At 69.7% G+C, this 13,634-nt stretch carries 11 protein-coding genes; 5 read left to right on the plus strand and 6 right to left on the minus strand.

The window, feature by feature from the left end:
• Positions 1–26 precede the first annotated feature (26 nt).
• Both ACQPWU_RS56220 and ACQPWU_RS56225 read left to right on the plus strand, forming a co-directional pair.
• Positions 27–689, plus strand: coding sequence for a Crp/Fnr family transcriptional regulator (locus tag ACQPWU_RS56220; RefSeq protein WP_433435294.1), 663 nt, complete (start codon positions 27–29; stop codon positions 687–689).
• A gap of 16 nt (positions 690–705) precedes the next feature.
• Positions 706–2,151, plus strand: a complete 1,446-nt coding sequence (locus ACQPWU_RS56225; protein WP_433435295.1) for an MFS transporter — start codon at positions 706–708, stop codon at positions 2,149–2,151.
• 77 nt (positions 2,152–2,228) lie between these two features.
• Here the strand turns inward: ACQPWU_RS56225 and ACQPWU_RS56230 are convergent, their stop codons facing one another.
• From ACQPWU_RS56230 to ACQPWU_RS56240, 3 genes are all read right to left on the minus strand, one after another.
• Positions 2,229–3,356 carry an integrin alpha gene (locus ACQPWU_RS56230; protein ID WP_433435296.1) on the minus strand — a complete coding sequence of 376 codons (1,128 nt, stop codon included), beginning with the start codon at positions 3,354–3,356 and terminating at the stop codon, positions 2,229–2,231.
• A 191-nt stretch (positions 3,357–3,547) separates the two neighbouring features.
• Positions 3,548–4,294, minus strand: a complete 747-nt coding sequence (locus ACQPWU_RS56235; protein WP_433435297.1) for a methylenetetrahydrofolate reductase — start codon at positions 4,292–4,294, stop codon at positions 3,548–3,550.
• A gap of 10 nt (positions 4,295–4,304) precedes the next feature.
• A complete protein-coding gene (locus ACQPWU_RS56240; protein WP_433445543.1) occupies positions 4,305–4,943 on the minus strand; it encodes a TetR/AcrR family transcriptional regulator in 639 nt (212 codons plus the stop codon).
• Positions 4,944–5,015: 72 nt separating this feature from the next.
• Here ACQPWU_RS56240 and ACQPWU_RS56245 point away from each other — a divergent pair, with 72 nt between their 5' ends.
• A complete protein-coding gene (locus ACQPWU_RS56245; RefSeq protein ID WP_433435298.1) occupies positions 5,016–6,431 on the plus strand; it encodes a DHA2 family efflux MFS transporter permease subunit in 1,416 nt (471 codons plus the stop codon).
• Here ACQPWU_RS56245 and ACQPWU_RS56250 read toward each other — a convergent pair.
• Complete coding sequence (locus tag ACQPWU_RS56250) at positions 6,398–8,272, minus strand: ABC transporter ATP-binding protein (protein ID WP_433435299.1); 1,875 nt, start codon at positions 8,270–8,272, stop codon at positions 6,398–6,400. The two genes, ACQPWU_RS56245 and ACQPWU_RS56250, sit on opposite strands and share 34 nt — an antisense overlap.
• Before the next feature lie 35 nt (positions 8,273–8,307).
• Positions 8,308–10,368 (minus strand): PhoX family protein, encoded by a 2,061-nt coding sequence (locus tag ACQPWU_RS56255; RefSeq protein ID WP_433435300.1) that lies wholly within the window; start codon positions 10,366–10,368, stop codon positions 8,308–8,310.
• A 114-nt stretch (positions 10,369–10,482) separates the two neighbouring features.
• Between ACQPWU_RS56255 and ACQPWU_RS56260 the strand changes: the two genes are divergently transcribed.
• Complete coding sequence (locus tag ACQPWU_RS56260; RefSeq protein ID WP_433435301.1) at positions 10,483–10,920, plus strand: sterol carrier family protein; 438 nt, start codon at positions 10,483–10,485, stop codon at positions 10,918–10,920.
• On the opposite strand, the gene ACQPWU_RS56265 is transcribed toward ACQPWU_RS56260, so the two are convergent.
• Positions 10,917–11,909: a hypothetical protein gene (locus tag ACQPWU_RS56265; RefSeq protein ID WP_433435302.1), complete on the minus strand. Its 993-nt coding sequence runs from the start codon at positions 11,907–11,909 to the stop codon at positions 10,917–10,919. The two genes, ACQPWU_RS56260 and ACQPWU_RS56265, sit on opposite strands and share 4 nt — an antisense overlap.
• A gap of 231 nt (positions 11,910–12,140) precedes the next feature.
• Between ACQPWU_RS56265 and purF the strand changes: the two genes are divergently transcribed.
• Positions 12,141–13,577 (plus strand): amidophosphoribosyltransferase, encoded by a 1,437-nt coding sequence (purF, locus tag ACQPWU_RS56270; protein ID WP_433435303.1) that lies wholly within the window; start codon positions 12,141–12,143, stop codon positions 13,575–13,577.
• Positions 13,578–13,634 lie beyond the last annotated feature (57 nt).

Raw genomic sequence — 13,634 nt, forward strand, 5'->3', positions numbered from 1 at the left:
ACTCCCGTACCGACATAATCGGGCGCATGGAGCCAGAGTCCGGCGAGTTCCTGTCCATGCTCACCGACGAGGAGGTCGCGGCCCTGCGCGCGGCCGGCCGCCCGCGGCGGTGGGATCGCGGCACGACCGTGATCAACGAGGGCGACACGTCCGACTGGGTGCTCGTGCTGATGGAAGGCCGGGTCAAGTGTTCGTCGCACACGAGCGCCGGCACCGAGGTCGTACTGGCCGTGCGCGGCCCCGGCGCGCTGCTCGGAGAAATGTCATCCATCGACGGATCGCCGCGCTCGGCCACCGTGACCGCGCTGGAGCCGATCTCGGGCATCGTGGTGCGGGACTTCTCGTCGTTCCTGGAGTCTCACGGGCGCATCGCCGTGCTGCTCATGCAGCTCGTCACCGCCAAGCTGCGGGACGCCGACAGGAAACGCATCGAGTACGGCGCGTTCGACACCACGGGCCGGGTCGCGACGCGCCTGCTGGAGCTGGCCGACCGGTACGGCGAGAAGACCAACAGCGGGGTGCGCGTGGCGCTGCCTCTGTCACAGGACGAGCTGGCCGGCTGGACCGGCTCCTCCCGCGAGGCCGTCAGCAAGGCGCTGCGCACGCTACGCGACCGGGGGCTGATCGAGACGGGCCGGCGGCGCGTGGTCATCCACGACCTCGACGGGCTGCGCAGAAGAGCCCGATGACGCCGTACGCCAAAACATGGTAGCCGTCACCCCTCACGACGACAGCCGCCTGCGTTACGCCTGGCGCGTGTGCGCGGTCACCAGCCTGGGGCTCGTCCTCATCGGCATCGCCGGCAGCACGCTCAACGTCGCGCTCCCGGCGATCGTGCGGCACTTCCACGCCGGCGCACTGGAGTCAGGCTGGATCCTGCTGGCGTTCCTGCTGGTCAACACCGCTTCACTGGTGTTCTTCGGCCGGGTGGCCGACCTGCTCGGCAGGCGGGAGGTCTATCTGGCGGGGTTCGCGCTGTTCACGGTGGCCTCGCTGCTGGCCGGGCTCTCGCCGGGCGTGTGGTTCCTGATCGCGATGCGCGTGCTCCAGGCGGTCGGGGCGGCGATGATCCTGGCGAACGGCACGGTGATCATCACGGACGCGTTCCCGCCCGACCGGCTCAGCCAGGGCATGGGCGTCTACATCGGCACGCTGTCGGTGGCGCAGCTGGCCGGGCCCACGCTGGGCGGCCTGATCGCGGAGACGGCCGGCTGGCAGTGGATCTTCTGGGTGAACGTGCCCGCCGGCCTGGTGGCGCTCGGCGTGGGCGCGGCGATCTTACGGAAGATGCCCAAGAGGCCGAAGGAGCCGGTGGACGCGCTGGGCAACGTGCTGTTGTTCGCGGCGCTGTCGGCGGTGCTCCTGGCGGTTTCGGAGGCCGGCTCCGGCGGGCTGTCCAGCCCCGTGGTGCTGGCCGGTGCGGGGATCTTCCTGGTGCTGCTGCCGCTGATCGCGCTGGCCGAACGGCGCTCGTCCAACCCGGTGCTGGACTTACGGCTCTTCGGGGGGCGGCTGCTCGCCTACGCGAACCTGGCCTCGTTCTGCAACGCCCTGGCGCGGTCGGCGCTGATCCTGGTGGTGGCGCTGTACTTCCAGGCGGCGAGGGGGGTGGACGCGTTCGCGGCGGGGCTGAGCGTGCTGCCCGTGCCCGTCGGGATCGGGCTGGCCTCGCCGATCACGGGCGTGCTGGGGCGGAGGGTGTCGCCGTACGCGCTGTCCATCGGCGGCGCGGCGATGAGCGCTCTCGGGCTCGGCACGCTGATGCTGACGGCCGACCCTGCCACGCCGTACTGGATGATCGGGATCGGCCTGTTCGTGGCCGGCTGCGGCAGCGGAACGTTCCTGACCGGCAACACCACCCAGGTCATGCGGGCTCTGCCGAGCGGCAGCCTGGGGGTGGTCAACGGCTTCCGCGTCATGATCATGAACGTGGGCATCGTGATCAGTGTCGGCCTGTCCCTCAGCGTCCTGACCGCGTCCGTGGGGCCCGAACTGCGCGCCCAGGTGTACGCGGGCACACTGTCCAAGCTGTCGCCGGTGGCGGTGGGGCAGCTCATGGACGGGTTCCAGCGGACGTATGCGGTGTTGTTCGCGGTGGCCGTGGTAGGCGCGCTGCTGGCCGCTGTGGCGCGCAGGAGCGACAGACGATGACAATGGAGATCAACGAGCTGATCGAAACGGCGACCGAGGACGTTCGCGGCGTTGATCGTTGACTCCCTCCGTGAACGCTAACCCGCAACCGCGAAGCCGAACCCCGGTATCCCCGTCGAGACGTCGAACTCGATGGCTCCGGTATCGAAGTTCATCACGATCACTCTGTTCATCCAGTACCTGCCGAGCACCAGCCGGTTTCCGCTGAATGCCAGGGCGTTGCCGTCGTCTCTGCGCCAGTTCTTCGGCAGGGGGATGGCCCGGTCATTCTTGGGTCCGCTCGGTGAAAAGATCTTCACTTTGAAAGGAGGATCGACTTCGATGACGAACGCGACACGCCCGTCGGGGGCCATGGCGACAGCATCATGGCTATCCAGCGGCGTCCCTGAGGGCAGCCGGACGGTTCGCCCGCGCGTCAGCTCATCATCGAAGAACTGCAAATGAGTCTGCCCATAGTCGTCACCCCATGCGCTGGCCACCAGCCCACGGCCTGGCGCCGATACCAGTTTCTCGCCGAAGGACCCGATCGGCTGCCTGATCTTGGGCACCTTCAGTCTTGCTCCTGATAAGTGGGCGGACAGCAGGTCGTGCACGACGGTCACTGCCCCCTCGCCTTCTTCGGACTTCCTCGATTGCCTCCCGGGGCCGTCGTTCCGCTCTTGCTCCGCAGCCACGGCAAGGCTGACCTGGCCACCCGCCATCGGGCCGAGTGCCAGGGCGCTCCCGAACTCATCGAGGGGCTCGCTGTTGCCGGGCACCCCCGGTGAATCTTGGGTGATCGTCCGGAGAATGGCCCCGCCACGCATGAGATGAACCGCTCCCGCTCGCGACTTTGCCTCACCCGGCGCCCCTATCGCCACCAGATCGCCATACGCGGCCAGCGCGTAACCGAACGAGCCACCCTCTTGCGGCTGCGGGGAGTCCAATCTGGTGGGCCGACGGAGGTCGCCGCCATAGTAGATGTAGACGGAGCCAGGCGAGGGGTCGTTGCGTGGCGCTCCCACCACCACATCAGCGCACTTGTCATCGTTGACATGGGCCAGGACCAGAGTCGAGAGATCGTGCCTTGCCTCCTCCGGCGCCGGCAGCGGCACGATCTTGCCGGCCGACAGCAGGTAGACGCCTTCGTCGGACAGGACGGCGATGTCGTCCCGCCCATCACCGTCGACGTCGCGTGCGCTCGCTCGAGAACAGTCGAACGTCACCTGTCTCAGCGAACTCGGCGTCGGTCCATCGGTGGACGTGCATGACGTGGCAGTGAGAACGAGCGCGACGACCAGCCACCCCAGCCTCCATGCGGTCCGCATGACGACCGTTGCGCCTCCGGCACTGACCCGTCTCCGGGATAAGCGGAGAAGTGCCTTGTCATTGCTCATGCTGTGCGGCTCGGCCTCATCTAGAGCATCGCGGCGAGCCTGGACTCGACGTCGCGGTAGCGGGAGACCGGGACGAGGTGGACGCCGTCGAAGGCGCCGGAGTCGCGGATCGCGAGCACCTGCTCGCAGGCCGCCTCCACGCCCGCCATGCGGTCCGCCGCCACCTTGGCGATCAGCTCCTCGGGCAGGTCGATGTCGGGGATCGCGGCGGCCAGGGTGCGGGCGTGGCGCTCGCTGGCCAGGACCATGACGCCCGCGTAGACCGGCACGTCGACCGGGTGGGACTCGCGCCAGCGCAGCTGCGCCTCCAGCGAGAAGCCGACCTGGAGGAACAGGAAGTCGGCCGTGCGCTTCCAGGCGGGCAGCGAGCGCATCGAGGCCGCGGCGCCCAGACGGCAGCCCGGGGAGAACTCGCGGGCCTCCTCGATCATCGAGCGCACGGTGAGGTCGCTGGTGCGGTTGCCGCTCGTCGGCTTGTCGCCGAAGACGAAGAGGAACTGCTCCACCCCGTACGCCGCCGCCGTCAGCAGGTCGCGGCGGAAGCCGAGCAGGTTGCGGTCGCGCGAGTTGAGGCAGGCGATGCCGCGCCCGCCCATCGCCTCGACCTCGTGCGCCACCGCCACGCTCGACACGGTCGCGCGGCCGATGTGGTTGTCCGGGATGAGGAACGAGTGGGCGATCTTGCTCATCGTGCCGATCTGGTGCCTGACGTGCTTCAGATCGGGCTTGGTGGGAGGTTCGATCTCGCAGATCAGCTCGAAGGACATGGTCGAGACTCTAACGCCTGGCCGCCAGCGCCTCGATGCCGCTGAGCACGAGATCCACGCCGAACGTGTCATACAGCCCCGGCTCCGTCCCTCTGACGAGCGGTGAGGCCATCTCGACCAGGTACGGGTACGTCTCCTCGGGCAACGACTGCAGGCCGACCAGCTTGGCCCTGACCACGGCCGGGTCCACGACCTTGACGTGCACGGGGGCGTCGGCGATGGCGGTGGCGCTCTGCAGCAGGTATTTGCTGATCAGGCAGCTCTCCTCGACGCCGAACCCGGCTCTGCGGGCCAGGCCGAGCGCCTGGTCCCAGACGGCGAGGAAGTTCGGCACCTCGACCGGGTCGATCTGCTCGATCACGCCCTTGGCGCAGGGATGCGTGCGCAGCGTCCTGACCAGGCCCTCGATCAGATCGCGCAACTGCTCCTGCCACGGGCGATCGTCGGCCCGCTTGGGGGCGAAGCCGCCGATCAGGTGGTCGGCCATGCCGACGATCAGCTGCTCCTTGTTCTTGTAGTGCCAGTAGAGCGCCATCGGGGTCACGCCCAGGTCCGTGGCCAGGCGCCGGATCGTCACGGCGTCGAGCCCTTCGGTGTCGCCGATCTCCAGGGCCCGTTCCGCGATCGCCTGCGCGGTCAGTTTTCCCATCACGGTTGACAACTATACGCCGTACAAGTTCAACTATACGACGTACAAGTACGGCGTATAGGAGGAAATATCGTGAGATGGTGGGCGCTGGTCGCGGTGACCTTGGGCACCTTCATGACCTATCTGGACAACAACGTGGGCAACGTCGCGTTGCCGACGATCCAGCGGGAGCTCGGGCTGACGATCTCCGGTCTTGAGTGGATCGCGAGCTCGTACATCCTGGTCTTCGCCGGCCTCATGCTGGTCGGCGGGCGGCTCGCGGACGTGTTCGGGGCCCGCAGGGTGTTCCTCGGCGGGCTGGCGGTCTTCACTTTGTCCTCGCTGGCCGCCGGGCTGGCCGGCTCCGGGGCGGCCCTGATCGCCGCTCGGTCCGCGCAGGGCGTCGGTGCGGCGCTGCTCACGCCCACCGCGCTGACACTGATCACCCAGATCTTCCCCGAGCCTGGCGAGCGCGGGAGGGCCGTGGGCATCTGGAGCGCCGCGGGGGCGCTGTCCATGGCGCTCGGCCCGATCACGGGCGGCTTCATCAGCCAGAACCTCCACTGGGGCTGGATCTACCTGATCAACGTCCCGATCGGGGTGGTGACCTTCGGCCTGGGGATGTGGGCGGTCAGGCCCGCCTTCACCCGCGTACGGCGCCGCATCGACCTGCCGGGCCTGGCCACCTCCGCCGTCGCCCTGTTCGCCCTGACCTACGCGCTCATCGAGGGCCAGGGCGCCGGCTGGACCTCGCCGGAGATCCTGGCCGCGTTCGGCGTGTTCGCGGCGGCGGCCGTGGCGTTCGTGCTGGCCGAGACGCGGGCCGCCGAGCCCATGATCGCGGTGTCGCTGTTCAGGGCCAGGGTGTTCACGGGCGGGCTGCTCACCATGGGCGTCTGGTCGTTCGGGGTCTTCGGCATCTACTTCTTCAGCGCCCTGTGGCTGCAGAACGTGCTCGGCTTCTCCCCCACCCAGGCGGGCGCGGCGTTCGTACCGATGGCCCTGGTCATGGCCGTGATCGCGATGTTGTCGCAGCGGATCAGCGCGCGGATCGGCATCGCCCGCACGGTGGCGCTCGGGATGGCGCTCATGGGGACGGCGATCTACCTGCTCTCCGGAGTGGGCGCCGACGCCGACTACGCGGACGTGGCGCCCTGGTTCCTCCTCTACGGGCTGGGCGGCGGCATGCTGGTGCCCCTGACCGCCGCGATCATCGGCGGCATGCCCAAGGGCAGGTCCGGCATCGCCTCGGGCGTCCTGAACGTGTCACGCGAGGTGTTCGGACTGCTCGGCGTCACCGTGCTGGGGGCGATCCTGAGCTCCAGGCAGAGCGGCAGCGACCAGCCGCCGCTGACGGCCTTCCTGGACGCGTACCAGTTCACCCTGGTCATCGCGGCCGTCGTGGTGCTGGCGGCGATCCCGGTGGCCCTCTATTCCCTGCGCGCCACCCATCGCGAGGAGCAGGGGGACGCGCCTCAGGCCGCCGCCACCGTGGGCTCGTCGAACTGAGTGCGGTACAGCTCCTCGTAGCGGCCACCGGCGGCGAGCAGGTCGGCGTGCGTGCCGCGCTCGACCACGTGCCCGTCCTCGATCACCAGGATGAGGTCGGCGGCGCGGATCGTGGAGAGCCGGTGCGCGATCACCACGGCGGTCCTGCCTTCGAGCGCTTCCCCGAGCGCCGCCTGCACGGCCGCCTCGGAGGTGGAGTCGAGCGCCGCCGTGGCCTCGTCCAGGATCACCACCCTGGGCCTGGCCAGCAGCAGCCTGGCGATCGTCAGCCGCTGGCGCTCGCCGCCCGACAGGCGGTAGCCGCGCTCGCCCACGACCGTGTCGAGCCCGTCGGGCAGCGACTCGATCAGGGTGGCCAGCCTGGCCCTGGTCAGGGCGTCCCAGATCTCGTCCTCGCCCGCCTCGGGCCTGGCCAGCAGCAGGTTCGCCCTGATCGTGTCGTGGAACAGGTGGCCGTCCTGGGTGACCATGCCGAGCGTGTCGCGGATCGAGTCGGCGGTCAGGTCGCGTACGTCCACGCCGCCGAGCCGTACCGAACCCGAGTCGACGTCGTACAGCCTGGGCAGCAGCTGCGCGATCGTGGACTTGCCCGCGCCGGACGAACCGACCAGCGCCACCATCTGGCCGGGCTCGGCCTTGAACGACAGGCCGTGCAGCACCTCGACGCCGCCGCGCGAGTCGAGCGTGGCGACCTCCTCCAGCGAGGCGAGGGAGACCTTGTCGGCCGAGGGGTAGGCGAAGCGCACGTCGTCGAACTCGACCGGCACTGGGCCTTCCGGCACCTCGCGGGCGCCGGGCCTCTCTTGGATGAGCGGCTTGAGATCGAGGACCTCGAAGACGCGCTCGAAGCTGACGACCGCGCTCATGACGTCCACGCGGGCGCTGGCCAGCGCGGTCAGGGGCGCGTAGAGGCGGGTGAGCAGCATGGCCATCGACACGACCGCGCCCGGTGCGAGCTGGTCGCGCAGGGCGTAGAAGCCGCCGAGCCCGTACACCAGCGCCAGGGCCAGCGCGGAGACCAGCGTCAGCGCGGTGACGAACGTCGACTGGTTCATGGCGGAGCGCACACCGATGTCACGCACCCGCCTGGCCCTGCTCGCGAACTCGGCCGACTCGTGCGCGGGCCTTCCGAACAGCTTCACCAGCGTCGCGCCGGGCGCCGAGAAGCGCTCGGTCATCTGCGTGCCCATGGCCGCGTTGTGGTCGGCCGCCTCGCGCCGCAGCCTGGCTATCCTCGTGCCCATCCGCCGGGCGGGCAGCAGGAACACCGGGAGCAGCAGCAGCGCGAGCAGCGTGATCTGCCAGGAGATGCCGATCATCGCGATGAGCGTCAGCAGAAGCGTCACGGCGTTGCCCACCACGCCGGAGAGGGTGTCGGTGAAGGCCCGCTGCGCCCCGATCACGTCGTTGTTCAGGCGGCTGACCAGCGCGCCGGTGCGCGTTCTCATGAAGAACGCGATCGGCATCTTCTGGACGTGGTCGAAGACGGCCGTACGCAGGTCGAGGATCAGGTCCTCGCCCAGGCTCGCCGACAGCCACCGGTTCAGCAGGCCGAGTCCCGCCTCGGCGAGCGCCAGGCCCGCGATCGCCAGCGCCACCACGACGACCACGTCCAGCGGCTCGCCGTGGAAGATCGCGTCCACCACCCGGCCCGCGAGCAGCGGGGATCCCACCGCCAGGCCCGCCATCACCACGCTGAGCAGCAGAAACAGTGTGATTCTCAGGCGGTGCGGCCGGGCGAAGCCGCCTATGCGACGGAGCGTCGCCCTGGTGACAGGGCGACGCTCCGTCTGGTTGTTCATCGAGTACAGCTGGTGCCGGGCGGTCATTTCCATGCTCATGGCACGGAACAGTACGGCCTCGAGTTAACTTGAGGTCAAGCGCCGATCTTCTTGCCCTGGCCGTGCCAGACCACGGCGACCGACGGGCGCGGCTGGTCGCCGTCGGGCCAGTGGCTGGAGGGGTTGTCCGGGCTGGCGCCGTCGGTCTCGCCCGGGTGCTGCACCGCCACGAACACGCTGCGCTGATCCTGGGTGACCAGCGGGCCGCAGGTCTCGGCCCCGACCGGGACGGTGAGGAACTGGCGCAGGTGGCCGCGCTCCTTGCCGCGTACGGGCATCACGAACATGCCGTCATTGCTGCCGAGCTGGTTGCCGTCCGTGGCGATCCACAGGTTGCCGTCCTTGTCGAACGTCACATTGTCCGGGCACGAGATCGGCGAGACCTTGGTCTTGTCGTAGCCGCCGAAGTACGTGGTGGCGTCGTTCGGGTCGCCACAGACCAGCGGGAGGGACCAGGCGAACGTCTTCTCGCCCGCGTCGTTCCGCTTCTCCACGATCTCCAGGACATGGCCGTGCTTGTTCGACGGGCGCGGGTTGGCCTCGTCCACCTGGGCCGCGGTGCGGTTGGTGTTGTTGGTCAGCGCCACGTACACGCCGCCGGTGACCGGGTTGCGCTCCATGTCCTCCGGGCGGTCCATCTTGGTCGCGCCCACCTTGTCGGCGGCCACGCGGGTGTAGACGAGGACCTCGGTGGCGGTCATGCCGTCCACGTACGACTTGTCGCCCGAGACCAGCGGGATCCACTCGCCCGAGCCGTCGAACTCGCCGTCGGAGGGCAGCTTGCCGCTCCCGTCGATCTCGGAGGCGGGGCTGTCGCCGGTGAACTTGGCCACGTACAGGGTGCCCTCGTCCAGCAGCGTCCGGTTGTGCCGGTCGAAGCCCGGGATGTAGCGGTTCTTCGAGACGAACTTGTAGATGTACTCGAAGCGCGAGTCGTCACCCATGTACACGACCAGGCGGCCGTCGCGGGCCAGCGTCGTGTTGGCGGCCTCGTGCTTGAACCGGCCGAGCGCGGTCCGCTTGATCGGCGTGGAGTCGGGGTCGAACGGGTCGATCTCCACGATCCAGCCGAACCGGTTGGCCTCGTTCGGGTGCTTGGCCAGGTCGAAGCGCTCCTCGACCCGGTCGAACCTGCGGCTGCTCGAAGGTGTGCCCGTGGTGATCGTGTAGCGGGAGATGTACGGCTTCTGCTCCGCGGGCACCTTGTCGCCGTTGACGAAGTACTGGTCGAAGTTCTCCTCGGCGGTCAGCACGGTCCCCCACGGGGTGGTGCCGCCCGAGCAGTTGTTCAGCATGCCGACGGGCTTGCGGCCCTCGGAGTCGGCGGCCGTCTTGAGCAGGTCGCTGCCGGCCGCGGGGCCGGAGAAGATCATGGGGGTCTGAGCGGTGATGCGGCGGTTGTAGCGGCGACGTCCCTTGGTGACCAGCTTCCACTCGCCCGCGCCGTTCGCCCGCTCGATCTCCACGACCGAGCCGCCGTGCGCGGCCAGCGCGATCTTGATCTGCTCCTCGGTCGCGGCCGCGCCGCCGGTGTAACCGCGGAACATCAGGCTCTCGTCGGTGTACTCGTGGTTCACCCAGAGCAGGCCGCGGTCGCGCCCCATCGGGAGGAGCGTGACGTAGTCGCAGTTGTAGCCGAACTGCTTGTTCTGCGCGTCCGCGCTCTGGTTGTCGAAGTCGAAGGCGGGCGCGTCGGGCAGCACGGGGTCGCCCCAGCGCACGACCACGGACGAGCGGTAGCCCTCGGGGATGCTCAACGCGTCGTTCTTGTTCGGCGCCACCGGGGTGAAACGGATGTCGCCGACCGGCCCACCCTTGGCCGCGGCCGCCGCCTCCGGGTCGTCGGCCATGGCAGGCGCGGCCCCCGCGATGCCCGCGCCGGCCACGAGGGCGCCGAGCGCGCCGGCGCGCAGCACGCCGCGCCGCGACAGCGCCTCCTTCACCACATCGCCGAAGTAGGCGTTGCCGGTGGTGTTGGCCACGTCATGCGCGCACGCGTTGCCGCAGCGGAACTGACAGGTCAGCGCGGAGCGACCGCCTTTGTGCGGGGTCGAGAGCAACGGCAGCAGCCGCCCGCCCGCGTTGGGGTTCGCCACAGGTCCTCCATAAGTGTGCGCGGTTGTACCGCCGGGAGAGTACGGCTGCCGGCGAAACCTGCGGTGAACGAGGAGCTCCGTCTCGATGAACGCTTCCAGGGAGACAATGGTGGGGTGCCATCACGCAAACTGGATCAGGAAAAGCTGAGATCGGCGCTCGACGGCCAGCTCGTCGCCCTGGACGAGCCTCCCTACGACGGCCCCGCCTCCTCGCTCCCCGACGCCCTCGTGGCCGCCGTGCTGGCCGCCTACGACCGCGGGGTCAAGCCCGAGCGCGACGCGGGCAGGCAGGCGGTGCGCTTCCTGCTCGACAAGCTGGCGGCCGCCGCGCCGGGCAGGACCGTCGAGGTCCGCGTCCCGCCGTACGCCGCCGTCCAGGCCATCGAAGGCCCCCGCCACACCCGGGGCACGCCGCCGAACGTGGTGGAGATGGACGGGCGCACCTGGATCGAGCTCGCCCTGGGCCGCCTGACCTGGGCCGAGGCCATGGCGAAAGGCCTGGTGTCCGCCAGCGGGGCGCGGGCGGACCTGTCGGAGCATCTACCGCTCTAGCGGCTGCCGCTCATCCAGGGAAACTTCTGCTCGAAGCACCTGTCGGCGAGCTGGCCCGGCAAATGGGCGCATTCCTGGACCACGTTCCAGAACCAGATGGCCACGATCGCGAAGAGGACGAGCGAGAGGGCGCTGATCACGATGCCGGCTATGGCGCGGCCCTTGCCGACGCGCTTGGCGAGCGCCACGCAGCCGAAGACGATCGACAGGATGGCCGTGATCACGCCGGTGAAGCAGACGAACACCAGGAACGGGCTGGCCACGCCGAGCACCAGTGACGCGGTGGCCAGGCCGCTGCCCGGCTGGGCCTGCTGGTAAGGGACGCCGTATGGGGCTCCAGCGGGTGGCGGTCCGTAGCCGGGCGGGCCGCCGTACGGGCTGGAGGGCACAGTGCCCGGGACGGTCGGCTCCTGGCCCTGCGGGGCGCCGTACGCGCCCTGGTACGGGCCGCCGGCAGGCATGCCCTGACCAGTCGGCGGAGGGCCTCCCCCTAGCGGGGGGAATCCCCCGGGCGGGGTCGTCTCGGCGTCCGCCCCGGACGGTGGCGCGCCTTGCTCCGGCGGCGTGAAGGACGGCGGCCCGCCCTCCTCATAGCGCGACGGCGTCGGCTTGACCGGCGGCTCCCCCTCGCCGGGGGTGCCTTCCCAGCCGGGGTACGTCGGAGTGGCCCCCGGAACGGGGAACGCCTGGGTCTTCTCGGCATCGCCGCCGACGGGCGGCGGGGTCTCGGGCGAGGTGGGCAGGTCGGGATGGGTCGGCTCACCGCCCGGCCTCGGCTCATGAGTCGGCGGCACGTCGGGCGGCGGCACCACGGGTGGCACAGGAGCGATCGGCTCCTCGCCCTCCCCAGGACGCTCTCCGCCCTCCTCGGGAGTCTCCCCCTCGCGCCACCAATCGGGCGCGGGCCGGCCCGGCTCTTCCTCTTCCCGACGGCCTTCGCGCGGGTCCTGCCCCGGGCGGGGCTCGTTCGGGTCCCCAGATGTGGTCACGCTGCGTCTCCCCGACGGTCTGCATGCCGGATACTTCACCCTTTCGCGGAGGGCACCGGTTAAACCAGACGACACGGTAAAAGGACGCCCATACTTGGGTCTCCATGCGACAAAGCGGCGAGGGCCGGCCCTGCGGTGGGCCCGCGAACCACGGCCAGGCAGGTCAACCCAGGTCCTCGATATCGCCCCCGAGTGTGCGAGCACAGAAGCCGTCAACCTAGACTGAGGCATGTGCTGAAGGGCGACGGCCGGCTCGGCCATGACCTGGACCCCCATGACCGCGCTCCTAAAGACGCCTGTGGCGTCTTCGGCGTCTGGGCTCCGGGCGAGGAAGTTTCCAAACTCACCTACTACGGGCTGTACGCGTTGCAGCACCGCGGTCAGGAGTCCGCGGGCATCGCGGTCAGCGAGGGCAGCCGTATTCTCGTCTACAAGGACATGGGCCTGGTCGCCCAGGTCTTCGACGAGTCGGTGCTCAGCACCCTCCGCGGCCACCTGGCCATCGGCCACTGCCGCTACTCCACCACCGGATCGAGCGTGTGGGAGAACGCGCAGCCCACGCTGAGCTCCACCGAGGTCGGCGGGCTCGCGCTCGCCCACAACGGCAACCTCATCAACACCCCGGAGCTGGCCCAGCGTCTGGCTCCCGGCTCCACCCGCGCGACGACCGACACCGAGGTCCTGACCACGCTGCTCGCGCAGGACCGCAGCCGTTCCATCGAGGACACGGCGACGGAGCTGCTCCCGCAGGTCAAGGGCGCTTACTCGCTCGTGTTCATGGACGAGAAGACGCTCTACGCGGCCCGCGACCCGCAGGGCATCCGCCCCCTGGTCCTGGGCCGGCTGGAGCGGGGCTGGGTGGTGGCCTCCGAGACGGCCGCGCTCGACATCGTGGGCGCCACGTTCGTCCGCGAGATCGAGCCGGGCGAGCTGCTCACCATCGACGAGCGCGGCGTCAGGTCGCGCAGGTTCGCCCTGGCCGAGCCGAAGGGCTGCCTCTTCGAGTACGTCTACCTCGCCCGCCCCGACACCACCATCGCCGGGCGCGGCGTGCAGGTCACCCGGGTCGAGGTCGGCCGCGTGCTGGCCCGCGAGCACCCGGTCGAGGCCGACCTGGTCATCCCCACGCCGGAGTCCGGCACCCCGGCCGCCGTCGGCTACGCCCAGGAGAGCGGGATCCCGTACGGGCAGGGCCTGGTCAAGAACTCCTACGTGGGCCGCACGTTCATCCAGCCCTCGCAGACCATCCGCCAGCTCGGCATCCGGCTGAAGCTCAACCCGCTGCGCGAGGTGGTCGAGGGCAAGCGGCTGGTGGTCGTGGACGACTCCATCGTGCGCGGCAACACGCAGCGGGCCATCGTCCGCATGCTGCGCGAGGCCGGAGCCAAGGAGGTGCACGTACGCATCTCCTCGCCGCCCGTGGCCTGGCCGTGCTTCTACGGCATCGACTTCGCCACCAGGGCGGAGCTGATCGCGGGGTCGCTGACGGTCGAGGAGATCCGGGCCTCGCTCGGCGCCGACTCGCTCGGCTACATCTCCCTGGAGGGCCTCACCAAGGCCACCACCATTCCCGCGGAGCGCCTCTGCAGGGCCTGCTTCGACGGCTCGTACCCCATTCCCATCGACCAGGACAACGTGGGCAAGTTCGTGCTGGAGAGCAAAGCGTGAGCGAGCGTAGCGAGCGAACCAATCGACACAGCAGTACTGTGCTCACGCTGCCGACGA

Origin of the sequence: Nonomuraea sp. CA-141351 (genome assembly GCF_050944675.1) — a bacterium.
Taxonomy (GTDB): domain Bacteria; phylum Actinomycetota; class Actinomycetes; order Streptosporangiales; family Streptosporangiaceae; genus Nonomuraea.